Annotated in this window: 14 protein-coding genes and 1 riboswitch; of the genes, 6 read left to right on the top strand and 8 right to left on the bottom strand. The window is 39.9% G+C overall.

Going from position 1 to position 17,499, the window contains the following annotated elements:
• The first annotated feature begins 552 nt into the window (after positions 1-552).
• Together CHI06_RS19045 and CHI06_RS19040 are read left to right on the top strand one after the other, a co-directional pair.
• Entirely contained in the window at positions 553-1,407 is an 855-nt protein-coding gene (locus tag CHI06_RS19045) for an endonuclease/exonuclease/phosphatase family protein (protein ID WP_257009366.1), read from the top strand.
• A gap of 18 nt (positions 1,408-1,425) precedes the next feature.
• The gene (locus CHI06_RS19040; RefSeq protein WP_095250197.1) at positions 1,426-2,568 is read left to right on the top strand and encodes a YdcF family protein; all 1,143 of its coding nucleotides are present in this window, start codon (positions 1,426-1,428) and stop codon (positions 2,566-2,568) included.
• 212 nt (positions 2,569-2,780) lie between these two features.
• Here CHI06_RS19040 and CHI06_RS19035 read toward each other — a convergent pair whose 3' ends face one another.
• The 7 genes from CHI06_RS19035 to tenA form a co-directional block, all read right to left on the bottom strand.
• Entirely contained in the window at positions 2,781-4,292 is a 1,512-nt protein-coding gene (locus tag CHI06_RS19035; RefSeq protein ID WP_095250196.1) for an ElyC/SanA/YdcF family protein, read from the bottom strand.
• Between the two features lie 672 nt (positions 4,293-4,964).
• Positions 4,965-6,257: an SH3 domain-containing protein gene (locus tag CHI06_RS19030; protein ID WP_095250195.1), complete on the bottom strand. Its 1,293-nt coding sequence runs from the start codon at positions 6,255-6,257 to the stop codon at positions 4,965-4,967.
• Between the two features lie 213 nt (positions 6,258-6,470).
• On the bottom strand, positions 6,471-6,758 hold the full coding sequence (locus tag CHI06_RS31125) for a DDE-type integrase/transposase/recombinase (protein WP_165979155.1): 288 nt from the start codon (positions 6,756-6,758) through the stop codon (positions 6,471-6,473).
• A gap of 128 nt (positions 6,759-6,886) precedes the next feature.
• Positions 6,887-7,684 (bottom strand): energy-coupling factor transporter transmembrane component T family protein, encoded by a 798-nt coding sequence (locus CHI06_RS19020; RefSeq protein ID WP_095250193.1) that lies wholly within the window; start codon positions 7,682-7,684, stop codon positions 6,887-6,889.
• Complete coding sequence (locus tag CHI06_RS19015; RefSeq protein ID WP_095250192.1) at positions 7,668-9,131, bottom strand: ABC transporter ATP-binding protein; 1,464 nt, start codon at positions 9,129-9,131, stop codon at positions 7,668-7,670. The genes CHI06_RS19020 and CHI06_RS19015 overlap by 17 nt, the downstream gene beginning before the upstream one ends.
• 14 nt (positions 9,132-9,145) lie before the next feature.
• Positions 9,146-9,727 carry an ECF transporter S component gene (locus tag CHI06_RS19010; RefSeq protein ID WP_095250202.1) on the bottom strand — a complete coding sequence of 194 codons (582 nt, stop codon included), beginning with the start codon at positions 9,725-9,727 and terminating at the stop codon, positions 9,146-9,148.
• 67 nt (positions 9,728-9,794) lie between these two features.
• Positions 9,795-10,493 carry a thiaminase II gene (tenA, locus tag CHI06_RS19005; RefSeq protein ID WP_095250191.1) on the bottom strand — a complete coding sequence of 233 codons (699 nt, stop codon included), beginning with the start codon at positions 10,491-10,493 and terminating at the stop codon, positions 9,795-9,797.
• A 192-nt stretch (positions 10,494-10,685) separates the two neighbouring features.
• A riboswitch (TPP riboswitch) is annotated at positions 10,686-10,794 on the bottom strand.
• Positions 10,795-11,165: 371 nt separating this feature from the next.
• Between tenA and CHI06_RS18995 the strand changes: the two genes are divergently transcribed.
• From CHI06_RS18995 to CHI06_RS18980, 4 genes are all read left to right on the top strand, one after another.
• Positions 11,166-12,083 carry a proline dehydrogenase family protein gene (locus tag CHI06_RS18995; RefSeq protein WP_095250189.1) on the top strand — a complete coding sequence of 306 codons (918 nt, stop codon included), beginning with the start codon at positions 11,166-11,168 and terminating at the stop codon, positions 12,081-12,083.
• Between the two features lie 57 nt (positions 12,084-12,140).
• Positions 12,141-13,682 (top strand): L-glutamate gamma-semialdehyde dehydrogenase, encoded by a 1,542-nt coding sequence (gene pruA / locus CHI06_RS18990; protein ID WP_095250188.1) that lies wholly within the window; start codon positions 12,141-12,143, stop codon positions 13,680-13,682.
• Positions 13,683-13,848: 166 nt separating this feature from the next.
• Positions 13,849-15,315, top strand: coding sequence for a sodium/proline symporter PutP (gene putP, locus CHI06_RS18985; protein ID WP_095250187.1), 1,467 nt, complete (start codon positions 13,849-13,851; stop codon positions 15,313-15,315).
• A 132-nt stretch (positions 15,316-15,447) separates the two neighbouring features.
• Positions 15,448-16,668 carry a PucR family transcriptional regulator gene (locus CHI06_RS18980; protein WP_095250186.1) on the top strand — a complete coding sequence of 407 codons (1,221 nt, stop codon included), beginning with the start codon at positions 15,448-15,450 and terminating at the stop codon, positions 16,666-16,668.
• A gap of 176 nt (positions 16,669-16,844) precedes the next feature.
• Here the strand turns inward: CHI06_RS18980 and CHI06_RS18975 are convergent, their stop codons facing one another.
• Complete coding sequence (locus CHI06_RS18975) at positions 16,845-17,393, bottom strand: glycoside hydrolase family 20 zincin-like fold domain-containing protein (RefSeq protein ID WP_095250185.1); 549 nt, start codon at positions 17,391-17,393, stop codon at positions 16,845-16,847.
• Between the last annotated feature and the right edge of the window lie 106 nt (positions 17,394-17,499).

Here is a 17,499-nt window from a genome sequence, read left to right as displayed (position 1 = left end):
AACCTGCTTCGTTAGTGCAGTAAGCATCGCTTCACAAATGTGCATAAATATAAGTGTTTATACAGGCTTACCCTTAAGTAATAATCTATAAAGATTTATAAACATACTGCCAAAACATACATCAGTTAATTGCCAGAAACACCAACAATATTCAGCTGCAACTCCATTCTATCACTGATTAGCTATCTAACAACCTATCAATCTTCGACAAAAACCGAGGAGTGACAGGCACCGATATTTAAAATAGGCCTTTTACCTCTTTAAAAGGCTTTTATTAATAGTTATAATTTTCTGTGAATATTATTATGCGCATGTTACTGATTCGATCAGGCAGGGCGGCACGTATGAAAAGGATTGGCCTTTTCATTGTGTTCCCCTGCCTTTTTGTTGTTTCTTCTTTTCTTATACTACGCTTGGACAAGCTTTATGCTTTTTCAATATACTCCACCGAGATATCCACCTAGAGAATTTACCCAGAAAGGAGGCATCGCAGAGCAGGTTCCAATTAACAGTGACAGTGGTTCAAAATACTTAGTAAAGGTGATTACAAAAGTGAGGAAAATAATCACAAGTTTTATTGCCGCCATCGTGCTAGCGTTCCTAACCGTTAGCAGCATTCCGGCACAAGCATCTGTATCTGAGTTTCCAAGGGGCAACGAGGTTAACTTGAAGGTAATGTCGTACAATATCCATCATGGAGTAGGAGTCGATAATGTCCTTAATCTTCAAAGAATTGCTGACTTGATTACCGAGAAACAGGCTGACGTAGTTGGAATCCAAGAAGTGGATAGGCATTATGGCGCACGCAGCAATTTCGAGGATCAAGCCAAAGTGCTCGCCGAAATGCTTGGGTATCATTATGTGTATGGAGCCAATCTTGACCTTAACCCTGCTGTAGAGGGACAGGATCGCCGCCAATATGGGACGGCCATCATGAGCAAATATCCGATTATCCAATCTCAGAATTACCTTTTATCAAGCTTTGGAAAAGAGCAGCGTGGCTTACTGGAAGCGACTGTTAATGTAAAAGGAAATCATGTTCGGGTTTACAATACCCATTTGGGGTTGGATGTACCGCAAAGATTGGCACAAGTGAATGAAATCAATGATATTCTTTCGAAAAAAGAAACCCCGGCCATCCTCATGGGTGATTTAAACGCTGAACCAGGTGTGGAAGAAGTGGAATTACTGCGTACTGGCGGCAATCTTGTTGATGTTTTTCAAGATGCAGATAATGCCAATACCTTTCCGGTTAAAACCCCTTCAAAACGAATTGATTATATTTTCGTTAGCGAAGGAGTGAAGTTTTCCGGTCAACAGGTTTTACAATCGACCTATTCCGATCACCTGCCAATCATTGTGGACCTTGAATTAGAACGGTCCGCACCTTATCTTAACGGCAACTAAAAATATAGGAGAGATACTATGAATAAATGGAAAAGCAAATGGGGATTGGCCCTTGCTTTAGCCGGGACCATCACACTATCATCCGCTTTTGCGGCACCTGCTTTCAAAGAGGCGGAGGAAACCAACCCGAATCCGGTTATTACCCCCATTAAAACAGATGAACCTACCTCTTATCGAATAAATCAACTAGAAGATATCGCGATGTACTATTACTGGCATGGCGGTGACCTCAAGCAAGCGGAGGAAGAAATTTTTAAAGGCATTACCCTAAAAGGCAAATATGATGTAGTCGAAGCGGCGTATAATGAGGCCGTCAAACTGGACCCTCATGATGTGGATCTCAAAATCTCGCTGGCATCCACACAAATCATCCAGAAGAAAATCCCGGAAGCATTAGCGACCTACCAGCAAATTCTGAATTTGGATCCTGACAACTATAATGCACATTTGCTATACGGGGTTTATTCCAAAGTAAATGGGGATGAGAAAGCGTATAAAACGGCCATTGCCAACTTAAAACGGCTCGACGCCCATAAAACCAATGAATACCTTGAAAAATTTGCCACTACAGAAACGATTATGAAGACCACCTTAAACACAGAGGTGCCGGATAACCTGCCGCAGAGCAAGCATGCCTTAGTCATTCTGGGATATGCACTTGCGGATGATGGAACGATGAGAGAACCACTAATTGAACGGTTAAAGGTCGGCCTAGCCGCAGCCAACAAGAATCCAAATTCCAAAATCATTGTGACCGGCGGCGTGCCGAAGCAAGGCAATACGGAAGCAAAATTGATGAAGGAGTGGCTCATGTCTAACGGTATAGCGGAAGGAAGAATTTTGACAGAAGATAAATCAACAGACACCGTTGAAAATGCCCTATTCACTACAGCAATCCTTGAAAAAGAAGGTCTGAAGGATGTCACGCTCGTGACAAGCGCCAGCCATATGAGACGCGCACTCACCATCTTTACGGAAGCAAGCGATTTTTACGATAAAATGAAAGCAAAAAACAGCGACCGGGCATTCACGAATGTGGTTTACTTGGATTACCCATCGATTGAAGAAGCCCACAACGTAACCAAAGACGAAACAATGGTCATTTACCGCGACTTAATGAGAGCCACCGGCGTTTGGCAATATCCGGACAAGCAGCGCTAACCTCACAACAAAGGCTAAACCAATTTTTTGGTTTAGCCTTTTATCATGAAAATTTTATTTAAGTAGCTTGTCGACTATTTTAAAAAAATAGCCTTTTTCATTTTACTCCCATTATAACCTTGATGCATCAAGATTCGCTTTTCTTCTATAAATATAGAGCATTGCCCCAACTGCAACCAATAATGAGCCAATTAACAGGTACTTCTACATATTTACTGCTGTATTTGGTGGCTTATGCGTTCCCTGTGAGGCTTTGGAACCGTAGCGAATACTAACTTGGAACTTGCAACATTTAAATCGTTAATAGCTGTATCTACTTCTGCTTGAGATGAAGTTGGATTTGCAAGTACCGCTTTCGCTGATGCTAATGCCTTTTTAAAGGCCGTCCAGCTGGCAGCAGTATATTTTGATGCTTGTTTCTTATTAGCATCGGTCACTGCATTTTCCAGCGCGGATTTATCTACTTCTACTACTACTGGTTTTTTTACAAGGTTTTCCGTTGCTTTCATTAAGGAATGGAGAGCTGCATCTACTTCTTCTTGTGTCGCTTCATTATTTCCTAATACTTGCTTAGCAAGACTTAGTGCAGTTGAAAAATCTTTCCAATTCTGTCCTGTGTAGTCAGACTTTACTTTTTTCTCGGCATCCGCAACTGCTTTTTCTAGTGCGGATTTGTTTACTTCAACACTAACCACGATGTTTTCCGTTAGTTTTATGCCCTTTTCTTCATAAGTGATTACAAGTTCTTGGTCTCCGATTTTACTTGAATCGAATCCCGTAATATCCGCAAGTTCTGTAACGTCACGGACATACTGACTATCATATTGTGCATTAACCGTTAAATTTAATTCTTCACCTGCGTAGTATTCTAAGTCCCCTTCAATAGCCAAATTTTCCAGTTTGGAAATAGGGAGATTGCTAGCTCTTGGTACACCTGCAATGGAGGACATTCCACTGACTTTTAGGGTCATTGGTTCTTCTGTTTTATCTGCTCGATACCAGCCTGCATTACCTTGTCCTAGAAACTCAATCGGAGCTTTGCCAAGTTCTTTCGCTTTCAAAAGTGACATGGTGTAATAGAATATACTTGCCCTTTTTAAATGATATTGGCTGCTTATAATAGAAGCGGTTTTTATATTATAGTCGTTGTACAAAATATCATAGCTGAACGATGCATTTTGAACGGTATTTGCACTTTTGTTTTCTACAATGATTCTTTCTATCGGAAGTCCGTTAGCCAATAGCCAATCACGCATACGATCGCCTTCTGTCCAACCGTTTTTCATTACTCCGCCAGTTACTAAGACATAAGAGTTAGGGTATTTGTTTGCACTATTTAGGGCAACTTGTAATCTACCAACTAATTCATCTGTCATTGTACCGTCGCTATTTAAAGCAAACCCTAAAACAATAAAGGCATGCGTATTATCTTTTGGAAGACCGTCGGGAGCCACATCTATATTTTCTTCCATATCAATCTCGATCCAATCCCAATAATCAATGACCGAATTCCATAACTTATAATCTTCCAGAGATTGTTCTTCAATCAGTTCAAGAGTTCTTTGGACATCTGTACGTGCATCTTGTCCATAATAATAGATTAATTCACTTACTAGTGTTTTTAAGTCCTTTGAGGCATCAGGGGTTTCTGCCGAGGCAGTAGAGAAAGGAATCAAACTAAATATCAATAGCAAACTGAATAATAAATTATAAATTTTTTTCATTACTATAATTATCCCTCCATCGTTATGAACTTATTTACTATTTATGTCATCCACTTGGTTGTTAATAATCTTACTTGAATCGATCCACCTCCTTTAAATATGAAAGTTTTACAGGTGATCACATAAAAAAGGCATGGTGGAAATTGAGGAATGGATACATTCCCTCATTTACCACCATGCCTAATCGCATTAGTAACATGTGATTCACTATGTAATTTCTAAGTATATAGTAACCATTATTTTCCTTGAAGGCAACCGTTTTTAACTGATAATTTTTAATATTCAACAAATTAGTAAAAACTAATGGATGGGATGTCCGTCTGATTTCTGGCCAAGGACATACAAGTTATAGACTTAAAAAGCTTTACTGAGAAGATTCATAAAGATGAAGTTCGCTTTCTGTGCTGGGAAGAATTCCAATGATTTCATAGGCGTATTGCACAACTCCCACCGGAGGTTTTTTACCAACTAAGTGAAACTTTTGATATCAAAATTGAATTCATAATAACCCCATACCAGCCATTCCCATATGAATGTTTAGAGACAATCTGCATAAAGACCTAATAACTTTTATGGCTAAAGTGGCGAACATCTTCCTAATACGGTACCTAGCATCACCAATAAAACTATCAATCCTCGACAAATACCGGGTAGTGACAGGCACATAGATATTTATTGAATGGATACTAAAGTCAATTTTGTACCCCTTTTTCCTTCTAGTGTTAGTGTTGCTTTCTTTCCTTGATGATTAATTAATTCATTAATCATGTTTCCCGTTGCTTTTGAATCATATGTGGTACCTTCAGCCGTGATAAATCGAAACGTTCCGTTATCATCTACCTTGCCTATTTGAGCTGTTATTATTATTTGATTGACAGTAGGTGCAGTAGTCGAAGGGATTTTGATGGTTTGTCCAATTTTCATCTTTGTTGGTTCCACTCCTGGATTTAGTTTTTGAATCTGTGAAACAGAGAACCCTAATGTTTTACCGATTTTTGTAAAAGTATCACCGCTCTTAATCACATAGGTGCCTGTGTTATTCAACGTATCATTAATGTTTTTGTTTGGTTCGTTATTCGTTAAATAGGTTTGACTAACAAATGCTATTTTGCCATTGAAATGAATCTTAGCCCAACCATTAGAAGTGGATATCATGGACACACGATCGTTTAATTTCAAAGAGCCAATGATAGCACTACTCGGAGAAGCTGCTTCTCTTACTCTCAACGATGATGCCGTTACATACATGGTTTTAGTAGTTGGACTTGATTCAACCGCTTGTTTTGATGTAAGATAATCCGCACTCACAAAACAAACTCTTCCTTTAATCAAAATGCCAGCCCATCCGTCTTCTTCGAATACAACCTTAACCACATCACCTTTTTTATATTTTCCGATAATACTACTTTCAGTGGTCGGTTGGGATCGAATATTTAGTGCAGTGGCGGTAACCATTCGATCTTCTACTTTTGGTAAGAGAATTTTCTTTCCGTTAATGGAAGTTAGGCCATTTGCATTTAATATTCCTTCTGGTGTTACCCCATGTTTCGCAGCAATCGCTTCAATTTTTTCACCACTTCTTACCTGATAGGTATATTCTTCTATCACTGTTGCGGCACTCGAAGTAATCGAAGAAATACCAAGAACTACGGTAAAAATTCCCGTCACGACCAATCTTTTTACTGGATTTTTTTGAATCCATTGGCTCACCTGTGCTACATATGTATTCCAATTGGCACGAATATCATTTAAGAATCCTTTAACATCTAAGACATTCCGGATATCAAAATGATTTACGCTCTTGTAATATTCCCGTTTTTCCATCCTTGAAGTGAAAACTGGTAAATTTTTGGGTTGCTTGCCTTTTCCATGCGCTTCTTTCCTGCTTACCTTTAATTCCCCATTTAAAAATATCTCTGTAGTCAAAATTACCGCTTCTCCTATTCTCTCTAAGATGAAAGTCATCCATAATATTTCCTATAAACGATTCGATGGTTTATAAATTTTTTTGTCCCTTTTTGTCAAAAAAAGTAGAAATTAGTTTAATATGGTCCCACTTCCATATTTATGATGAATATCCCGGCTTTTATGCAAATATATAATTGGAATTTTAGGATTCTAGGAGTACTTTCTAATTCTTATAGGTGAACGATTCATCAAGCATCACAAGTTGATATGTTACAATAACTGCGAAAAAAAGCTTTCAATAACAGCGTTATCCCAACAGTTAGCCTTTTGTGACATACTTGGTATGAAGTGTAGCTCCTTACTTAGATTGCGATACATGTGTGATCTGTAAACACTTCCTTGGTCGCTATGGATCAGAACGCCCTCCAATGTATCCAATTTTCGCTTTTTCTGTGCTGCCTTGAAGGTGGCTTTTATCCATTCCTTATTAGGGCTTGAACTTATTTCAAAGCCAATCACTTCACGGTTAAATAAATCTATTACCGCAGAAATATACAACGAAAAACGAATTCAGCATAGAATGGGATTCGTTCCTAAAATGTATTATTTAAATTACCAAAATGCATCATAAATATCGAATTTATTGATGTCTATTTTTTGGGCGCTTGACCACAGGCACCCATATGTTAATCGCGAACATCTGTAACTGGAAAAAAGGGGAATTCCTGAGCTAGATAAAACGATAGACCCGTTAGTACAACAAAATAACCAACAAAGACAACATCAACTTTCGAAAACCCTATTTTGTAATAAAATGTGCGTTCCTTTGAGTAATCAAACCTCTTTGCTTCCATAGCGACGGCTATACGAAAAGCTCTCCGGATGCATTGAGACAGCAATGGAATCGAAGTGATTTTGAATAGGTGAAAAAGACCATTCATTCCAGCACCGGTTCTCACTCCTCTCACTTTTTGAGCACTGCGAATATGTTGAAATTCTTCGATCATGATCGGCATTAAGCGAATTCCAGCCATAAAACTATAGGAATATTTTGGATTAAGCTTTAACTGCTGCATCATCGAATAAAATAAATACACGGGCCTTGTTGTAAGGGCAAACGTTAAGCCCAGCAGTGCATAGGTTAAAGCCCTGAATCCCAAGTGAATTCCTCGAAATAAACTTTCTTCTGTTACATGGACGAGACCCCATCTGAAAATAGTAGTATCCCCTTTACCAAAAAAGATCATCGAGGTGGTCGTCGAGATGAAAATAAATAGGAACGGTATCGAGAATAGCAAAATTCGCTTATATGGATGACCTGTAAAAAATACAAATAGGATCATCGTCACAATTGTAAAAAGAATCATCTGATTAAGATTATGAATAAAAATCACCAGGATAAACAAGAAAATCATCGTCAGGAGCTTCAGACTTGGATTGATTTTATGAAGCCATGTTTCTCTAAAATCAAATGTTGTGTGCATAAGCTACTTGGTCCTTCCCCTGATGTACATGTTCGTTTTTCCAATCTTTAACGACCTTACCGTTATCAATCTCCCAAACTCTTGTCGCGAAACGCTTAACGATTTCCGAATCATGCGTGACCATGATAATGATGCACCCTTTTTGCCGTTCCCTCTCTAACAACTCAAGCAGATGGAATGTATTCTTGGAATCCTGCCCAAACGTAGGCTCATCCAAGAGCAAAAGCTTTGGATTTTCTACAAATGCAGTCGCCACACTCAGTCGGCGTTTTTGCCCTATAGAAAGATGATAGGGATGGTGGTTCTGTTTTTTTGATAATCCAAATATGGCTAATAGCTCATCCACCCTCTCTTTAATGATCGAGGGTTCTTCCTTTTTCACAGTGAGAGAATAGGAGATTTCTTCATAAACAGAGTTTGTGACAAATTGATATTCAGGATTTTGAAAGACAAAATAAGCTTCCTTTTGGAGTTGTTTGATATTCTGTATAATTTCCCCATTCAATACATAGGTTCCTGACGTTTTCAGAAGCTGCATCAATGATAATAGTAAGGTACTTTTTCCTGCTCCATTATCACCAACCACAGCGATCCATTCCCCCGATAGAGCAGAAGCCTTATCAAGTTGAACTTTTATTTCTTTTTTCCGGTAACCCTTAAAGTTCTCTAAAATCAGCGAGTGGTTGTAACCGTGTCCAGCATTCGATTCGAAAGACAATAAGTAATCATCCCAAACCCCCGGGTACCAGATACCATATTCTTGTAGTTGTTTACGATAAAAGGAAAACACGGTATTCACATCATCATCTGCAATGATCACCCCGTCATAGCTAAAAACAATGACACGATCTATAAAATCCAAAATGTGATCAATCTTGTGTTCGACAATAATGACCGTTTTATCTTTAGCGACGCTCTTTACACTCTCCCAAATTTGTTTAGTGCCTTCTTCATCAATCAGCGCTGTTGGTTCATCTAAAAATAAACATTCAGGATTGAGTGCTAATACTGATGCAAGCGCAAGTCGCTGCTTCATGCCTCCAGATAGAGATTGGATAGAAGAATGATATAGGTCCAATCGCAACCCAACTGCGGACAATAATTCTTCAATCCTATCAGGCATCTCACTTCTTGGCACATTAAGATTTTCTAATACAAATGCAAGCTCTTCATCGACATATGGCATACAAAATTGCGAATCCGGATCCTGGAACACGTAACCCCAGGACTCGGGATATTGAATATTTCTATACTTGATCGGTACTTCTATAGACTTTGGAATTAATCCTGAAAGTGTTTGTAAAAGAGTTGATTTACCGCATCCAGAAGGTCCGAGTAATAAGACCTTCTCACCTTTTTTAATGGTAATTGATAAATCTTTGAACAGCAGGTTGTCGTCTCCCGGAAACTTTAATCTAAGCTGTTCGACCATCGCTATATTTGTCACGTCTTCACCCCTGATTATTGATTTAAGGCGTCGTAATCTTCTTTGGAAGCAGGACGAAGTAAATTGGTAACTCCTGTTGCCTCCAGTGCCTTCGCAATGCCAAATGCCATAAACCCAGTAAAGATAACGGACCCAATCAACCTGAAACCAATGAGCAACATGAAGTTCCATGTTGACAAATCACCCATATATCCTTTGTAGTAATCCATAAATATGGACCCAATAGCCGCACCAATTCCAGCTAAGCTAACAACAAGTAAATCATAGCGCTTATACCTAAAAGCCATTATGACAAGTTCAGCAAATAACCCCTGCACAACACCATATAAAAGAACCTCCAGTCCAAATTCAGACCCCATTAGAAACTCTCCAGAAGAAGCCGCAACTTCCGCAAGAAATGCCACACCAGCTTTACGTATGATTAGGAACGCAACGGTCGCAGCAATAAACCACATTCCGTAAATCAGCTGGTCAATATGTAATCCAAATGGTTTTACTGCGTAATAAAGCGGTCCCCAAATTTTGTAAACAATCCCAAATGCGATGGATATCACGATGGTTACTAAAATGTCCGTTAACTTTAACCCTTTTTTCATTGTTTCATTCTCCTTTTTTAGCAAAGGGGAGAACTCATTCCCCTTTGCGAACATGATCTTTCCCTTATTAGCTAATATTAAGTTGTTCTTGGGAATTCACTTCAATGGGCCATTTTTCGAATGTATAAGCCATTTCCCAGAATAAGTATTCGTATTGACAGCTAATTAAGAAATGATCAATCATTCGACTTTTTTCTTTTTCGGAAGCGGTTTTTGCTAGCTCATCTAGACGATCCAATTGCTCCTGAACCAATTCGCCAAACCATTCTCCACCATAGGCCGCAATCCATTCCTGATAAATCGGTTCATCCGGTGTCGCCCCTTTTAACTGCTGACCGATATCATAATAAATCCAGTAGCATGGTAGAATAGCGGCGATAATCTCTCCTAAACTTCCAGATGCTGCAACGCGATATAGATGGGAAGTATAGGCATAAGCCGTTGGTGCAGGCTGGAAGTTTGCAAGCTCCTCTGATGTAACTTGCAGCTGTTTGATGAATTTCTCATGTAAGCTTAACTCTGCTTGTGAAGTGCCTTGCGCATGAGCAGCCATTCTTGCTGTAGTGTTTAAATCTTCTGCTCTCGAAGCACCAATCGCTTGAACACGAGCAAAGTGTGATAAATAATAGGAATCTTGTAATACGTAATAGCGGAAACTTTGTAAATCTAATTTTCCACTAGCAATTCCTTGAACAAATGGGTGTTCTAGATTCGCATCCCATATCGGAGCTGCTTTATCTCGTAGAATTTCAGTAAATGTAGACATACGATACCTCCATTTAATTAATTGCTTAGTTTTCACGTTTAATTGTCGTTTTCAAAAACATACATTTAATACTTTGTTAGATTGATTGTAAATACATCCTTGTTTGCCGGCAGCGGACGTATTTTTCCAATAAAAAAACCACTTTCTGTTGGAAGAAAGTGGTTGTATCGGAACGTGATTGAAACATAAGGAGTTCCCGTTACACCACTTCCCTACGCTGGTTTGATCCAGATCAGGTTCTAAGAGTCTTAAAGTTTCACTTTAATCTCAGCCTTCTTAAAAGGCACCCCTAGTGGTATTTTTTATGAAATTAGTATTCAGATTATTATGTTATCACTATCCACAAGATTGTCAAACATTTTATTCAGTAAAAATTGATTCAAGGTTTTGTGGGAGTTTTTTTGTGTAAGAGCCAGCGACAAAAAACCAAGACCCTTGATAATAATAGGTTCATCTAAACCAACCTTGTGAATGTGGTACCGCTGGCTATTTACCAAAAAAACTATAAACCTTCGTTTCATCTGAACATACAAGAACAAATGTAAACCTTTTCATTTGTCCATAACCGACAAATTCAAGGTGTAATTATTGTTTTTTTAGAACATTGAGAATATTGTCGATTAACCGTAAGCTTAATTTATGAAATACATCTTCTTAGGGGGTGCGCTTTATATGGAAGCCATTACAAGGGACTTTTTCTTATTTTTATCTAAAAATAATATGCTTAATAATATTGCTAAAAAAAGCGGAGGAAGTTTTGCTGCTGGAAAGATTATTGGGGGAACTGATTTCCAAAGTTCCATTAAATTCATTAAACAACTTAATAATAGCGGCTTGTCGGTTACAGTCGACCATCTTGGGGAATTCGTTGATTCTAAGGAAGTTACTCAGGAACGTACGGCAGAATGCATCGAAACCATCGAAATGATCAGCAGGGAAAAACTTGATTCACAAGTTTCTCTGAAGATGACATCTTTGGGACTTGATATCGATCATAATCTCGTGATTGAGAACATGACGAAAATTCTTGATACAGCCGAAAAGCATAAAATCATGGTCACAATCGATATGGAAGATGAAGTTCGCTGTCAGGCAACAATCGATATCTTTAGGCAGTTCAAAGAAAAATACAGCTGCATAAGTACTGTTCTACAAGCCTATTTATTCCGCACAGAGAAAGATTTAGAGGACCTTGGCCAATATAAGCCATTCCTGCGTCTCGTAAAGGGTGCCTACAAGGAATCTGCCGAGGTGGCTTTTCCCGAAAAGAATGATGTAGATGAAAACTATAAAAAGTTGATTAAGCAAAGTCTTCTTAACGGAAATTATACGGCCATTGCTTCACATGATGACAAAATCATCGAATATACAAAAGAGCTGGCTAAGAAGTTTGACATCCCAAATACACAATTCGAATTTCAAATGCTTTATGGCATGAGAAACAAAACTCAATACGAATTGGTCAAGCAAGGTTACAAAATGCGCGTCTATGTACCATATGGTCTGGACTGGTATGGATACTTCATGAGAAGGCTTGCAGAAAGGCCATCCAATATTGCCTTTGCCTTCAAAGGGATGGTCAGAAGCTAAATATACATTCAACATTATTAATTGCTACAAAAAATCTATTAAAAGGTGTGATTATCAATGATTTCATATAAACACGAACCATTTGTTGATTTTACAAACGAGGAGAACAAAAAAGCATATCAGGAAGCACTTCAAACTGTTGAGGGCTACTTAGGGCAAGACTATCCTCTCTATATCGGGGCAGAGAAAGTGACGACTGATGAGAAAATCGTTTCATATAACCCTGCAGATAGGCAAGAGGTCATCGGTCGAGTATCGAAAGCGAATAGGGATCTTGCTGAAAAAGCCATGCAGGAAGCTGTTACCGCTTTTGAAAGCTGGAAAAAAGTGAAGCCGGAAATCCGTGCTGACGTTTTGTTCAAAGCAGCTGCCATCATTCGCAGACGCAAGCATGAATTCTCTGCGTTATTGACAAAAGAAGCAGGAAAACCTTGGAATGAGGCTGATGCGGATACAGCGGAAGCGATTGATTTCCTTGAATTCTATGCCCGCCAAATGTTGACGCTTAAAGATGGTGTGCCTGTTCAAAGCCGTCCGGGAGAATTTAACCGCTATGATTACATTCCATTAGGGGTAGGCATCATCATTTCTCCTTGGAACTTCCCATTTGCCATCATGGCAGGTACAGCTGTTGCTGCTATCGTTACTGGTAACACAATCCTGTTGAAACCAGCTTCGACTACTCCTATTGTTGCTGCGAAATTCGTTGAAGTAATGCATGAAGCCGGTCTTCCAGCAGGTGTGTTGAATTTTGTTCCAGGAAGCGGGGCCGAGGTGGGCGACTACCTGGTTGATCATCCAAAAACACGTTTCATTTCCTTCACCGGTTCACGTGATGTAGGTCTGCGCATTTACAAACGTGCTTCAGAAGTGAACGATGGCCAAATTTGGCTGAAGCGTGTCATTGCTGAAATGGGCGGAAAAGATACGATTGTCGTCGACAAAGAGGCAGATCTTGAATTGGCCGCTCAATCGATTGTGAAATCTGCATTTGGCTTCTCAGGACAAAAATGTTCTGCTTGTTCCCGTGCTGTCATCGTAGAAGATGTATACGATCAAGTTTTAGATCGCGCTGTTGAATTAACAAAACAACTTACAGTTGGTAATCCTGTAGAAAATCATTTCATGGGACCAGTCATCGATCAAGCAGCTTTTGACAAAATCATGAGCTATATTGAAATCGGGAACCAAGAAGGACGCATTCTGACTGGAGGAGAAGGAGATAGCTCTAAAGGCTACTTCGTTCAACCGACAATCGTCGCTGATGTCGATCCGCAAGCCCGTCTAATGCAGGAAGAAATCTTCGGACCAGTCGTTGCCTTTACAAAAGCGAAGGACTTTAACGAAGCTCTTGAAATTGCCAATAACACAGAATATGGTTTGACTGGGGCTGTCATTACGACAAATCGCCTTAACATGGAAAAAGCACGTGAAGAATTCCATGTGGGGAACTTGTATTTCAACCGTGGCTGTACTGGTGCAATCGTAGGTTATCAGCCATTCGGCGGTTTCAACATGTCAGGAACCGATTCCAAGGCAGGCGGACCGGACTACTTGCAGCTTCATATGCAAGCCAAAACAACATCCGAAACGTTCTGATAATGTTCCATTAAGCAAATTGAAAATGATTTGAACCTCCTTTGGTTTTCGTATCTTCCATTCTAGATACGAAAACCAAAACGAGGTTAAATGGAGGAAGTGACAAATAGGTTGCTTCCTCTTTTAAAACAAAAAATTATATATTTCAACCTGAAGGGAGTCTTTTATGGATTACGCATTAATAATTTCCATTAGCATTTACATGGCAGGCATGCTTTTCATTGGTTACTTCGCTTACAAAAGGACCTCCAATTTAAATGATTATATGCTGGGCGACCGGGGCCTAGGTCCTGCTGTCACTGCATTAAGCGCCGGTGCTGCGGATATGAGCGGTTGGCTTTTAATGGGGATGCCTGGTGCCATGTTCGCAACAGGACTAAGTTCCATCTGGATCGTAATCGGCCTGACGTTAGGGGCCTATGCGAACTGGCTGTATGTCGCACCAAGATTGAGAACCTATACGGAAGTTGCCAATAACTCCATTACGATCCCTGCTTTCCTGGAAAATCGTTTTGGCGAGGGCTCACGGATCTTAAGGCTCATTTCAGCTTTGGTTATCCTGATATTCTTTACCTTTTACGTTTCTTCCGGAATGGTTTCCGGCGGAGTCTTATTCCAAAGTACATTTGACCTTGATTATCATGCAGGCCTATGGATCTTAACAGGTGTTGTCGTCGCCTATACTTTATTCGGCGGATTCCTGGCAGTAAGCTGGACAGACTTTGTTCAAGGAATCATTATGGTCGTCGCCTTGGTTCTTGTACCGATCGTCACCCTTTTCCATGTTGGCGGTTTCGGCCCTTCCATAGAAACGCCACGTTCCATTGATCCGGCCTTATTAAATATTTTCACTGGGACGAGCTTTTTAGGAATCATCTCGTTATTTGCATGGGGACTAGGTTATTTTGGACAACCGCATATCATTGTCCGCTTTATGGCGATCAGTTCTGTTAAGGAAATCAAGAAAGCCCGTAATATCGGTATGGGCTGGATGATTTTCTCCAGTGTCGGTGCCATGCTGACTGGATTCATCGGAATCACTTATTTTTCTCAGAACGACCTGAAGTTAGATGATCCTGAAACCATTTTCATCGTTTTAGGTGAAATACTATTCCACCCACTTATTACTGGTTTCTTAATTTCAGCTATATTGGCAGCCATCATGAGTACGATTTCTTCACAGCTTTTGGTTACAGCCAGTTCTTTAACGGAAGATATATATAAAACCTTCTTCCGTCGTTCCGCTTCAGATAAAGAGCTTGTCTTCCTAGGGAGACTTTCTGTATTGCTCGTATCCATCATCGCGCTCATACTCTCTTGGGAGCAAAATGACACGATTCTTGGACTTGTCGGATATGCATGGGCTGGATTCGGTTCTTCATTCGGTCCATTGGTCTTACTAAGTCTCTTCTGGAAACGAATGACAAGATGGGGTGCTTTAGCAGGAATGATCGTTGGTGCTGCTACTGTCATTTTCTGGTCTATGGCAGGATTATCCGATACGCTTTATGAAATGATCCCTGGTTTTGGCGCAAGCTTGATTGCCATCATAGTGGTCAGTCTTCTTTCAGCGAAGCCATCTAAGGAAGTAGAAGAGCAATTCGAGGAATTCGAGAGAACATTAAAACAATAATAATCCCCCTAAAAGGAACGGTATTTTTCATATACTGTTCCTTCTTTGTTCATGCCCCTATACACATCATTGGTTTAAAAGTATTATTAAACTAAGTTGTCACACACTTCAAAAAACTACAGGGGGCCATATATGTCATTAGAAAAAATTCTGACTCTCACAAACATAAACGATATAACGGATATGGTCAGCACTTATTTAAAAAAACCAGTCGTCATCGAAAATGACCAATTTTTATTGCTGGCATATAGTTCATATTATATCGAACACTTCGACCAAGCCAATCGGCAAACCATCTTCACCAAGCATTGGCCGATTCCAATTCTGGAAAAATTCATGGATGAGGGCATTGTCGAACAGCTTAAAACCGTGGAGCATCCATTTAGGGTGAAACATATCGAGGAAATCGGCTTAAATCAAAGAGTCGTTGTGAGCGCCGTTCACAAAGGACAGGTCTTCGGATTCATTTGGGTCCAAGAAACGGAAATGATGACTGATTCCGATTTGGAATTTTTACATGAAGTTTCCCATCATATCGGCAAGCTCCTTTATCAGAAAAAACAGATAAACATGAAAAAAGATGAAGAAAAAAATGAGTTTTATCAAAAGGTCATTGACGAAGTCTATCAAACTGAAAACCAAATAAAATGGGAAGCAGCCAATATGAATCTTCTCATTCCGGAAACTTTCCTTGTCAATGTCTTTTCCATCGCTCAATCCGATGCGGAACATTTCGATGAATTAACGGATAAAGTCAGTCTATTCGCCAATGCATTGAATCATTTTACCCATGTATTCACAAACCAATTGAAGATCATAGTCTTGATAGGCAGCAACGGAAAAGGGAAAGACCTGCTTACCGATAGCGCCAATGATTTAACGAACACCGTTCTTTCCCAATTCAATAACAAAAAGGTATTCCCTGGAATCGGAAATGAGTATTCTTCGATTCTTCAATTAAGAAAATCCTATCTCGAAGCACTGGAAGTAATCAATGCAGCGAAGTTCATCGGTAAACCTGAACAGCTTCCTTTCAAATATAGCAAGCTTGGGATTTTCCGTTACCTCGAAATGATCTCCAGCCATCATACTAAAACGAATTATATCAATATGGATTTACAGATTCTTCAAAAGAAGGACCAGGAAAGCCAAACCAAACTCCTTCAAACAATGGAAATATATCTGTTGAACAATTGCCGGATCAAACCGACAGCTGAACAGCTATACATTCATACCAACACATTGAAATATAGATTGAATCAAATAGCCGAACTCACTTCAATCGATTTTGATGACTTTCATTTACGAATACAGCTATACGTCGATTTACAACTATTAAAGCAGAAACAATAGGAAATGTTTCTTTTGTAGGCCAGACTTTCAAGCCACCACCTTATGAATCCTTTAAATCAGCTAAGAAATAGGAAACATGGCAACGGTTCGATCCCGCAATGCTTCATACTTCAAAACCCTTGCTACACAAGGGTTTTTTCTTTTTAAAAATATAACAATAAAGTCATTTAAATCCGTCAGTGTTTATTTTCCCCGTAAAATTCTAACTGGGAGAGTCGGTCCTCATGAGTCCATGGCGGGCCATAAAATCCTTCGATCGAGCCGCGAATCGGCATTTCCGGCCAGTCACGAATTTCTGCCTCTGGAACCCAGTCTCTTCCTTCCCGGTCTTGAATCAAGTGCTTGAACGTCTTGGCAGCATAATACGTTCCCGTCTTGTCCTTACCGGCAAGAACGATCTGCTTCTTTCCTTTTTGCTTAGACGCGAGTACATCCCCCTCATCCTTTAATGCTTCAGGTCCTTCCACGCCCATCTGATCTAAGACAAGGGCTGAACCCATATTTTCCGAAGGTCCGCCAATCCAGATGGTAACAGGAGTTGTCACCTTCTCCCCGGCATTGATCCGGACGATCCGTTTGACGTCTGCGTCCTCCAATGCCCGAAGAACCTCATGAATCGCCTGTTCATCCGTGTCCTTGCTTACCACAATTCCGACGTCCGGTGTCAAAGGAAACCCTTTATCCTCCGATATTTTTTGCTCCTGCGGTGTCGGATTTAAGTCTATGTCTCCTGTGCCTGCCGCCGATGCCTGTGGTGTTCCCTATGGAAATGCTGACAGAAAACACAGCACGACCGTAACACAGGCCACAAACACCCGCTTTCCATGTTTG

The organism is Bacillus sp. 7884-1 (assembly GCF_002272245.1).
Taxonomy (GTDB): domain Bacteria; phylum Bacillota; class Bacilli; order Bacillales; family Cytobacillaceae; genus Neobacillus.
The sequence above is the reverse complement of the archived record's forward strand: the minus strand, read 5'-3'. Positions and strand labels throughout refer to the sequence as shown.

Excerpts from the sequence above, each read along its gene's own strand:
- pruA (WP_095250188.1), top strand. The coding sequence starts at position 12,141 with ATGATTTCATATAAACACGAACCATTTGTTGATTTTACAAACGAGGAG.
- CHI06_RS19035 (WP_095250196.1), bottom strand. The coding sequence starts at position 4,292 with ATGAAAAAAATTTATAATTTATTATTCAGTTTGCTATTGATATTTAGT.
- putP (WP_095250187.1), top strand. The coding sequence starts at position 13,849 with ATGGATTACGCATTAATAATTTCCATTAGCATTTACATGGCAGGCATG.
- CHI06_RS19040 (WP_095250197.1), top strand. The coding sequence starts at position 1,426 with ATGAATAAATGGAAAAGCAAATGGGGATTGGCCCTTGCTTTAGCCGGG.
- CHI06_RS19010 (WP_095250202.1), bottom strand. The coding sequence starts at position 9,727 with ATGAAAAAAGGGTTAAAGTTAACGGACATTTTAGTAACCATCGTGATA.
- CHI06_RS18980 (WP_095250186.1), top strand. The coding sequence starts at position 15,448 with ATGTCATTAGAAAAAATTCTGACTCTCACAAACATAAACGATATAACG.
- tenA (WP_095250191.1), bottom strand. The coding sequence starts at position 10,493 with ATGTCTACATTTACTGAAATTCTACGAGATAAAGCAGCTCCGATATGG.
- CHI06_RS19020 (WP_095250193.1), bottom strand. The coding sequence starts at position 7,684 with ATGCACACAACATTTGATTTTAGAGAAACATGGCTTCATAAAATCAAT.
- CHI06_RS18995 (WP_095250189.1), top strand. The coding sequence starts at position 11,166 with ATGGAAGCCATTACAAGGGACTTTTTCTTATTTTTATCTAAAAATAAT.
- CHI06_RS19030 (WP_095250195.1), bottom strand. The coding sequence starts at position 6,257 with ATGACTTTCATCTTAGAGAGAATAGGAGAAGCGGTAATTTTGACTACA.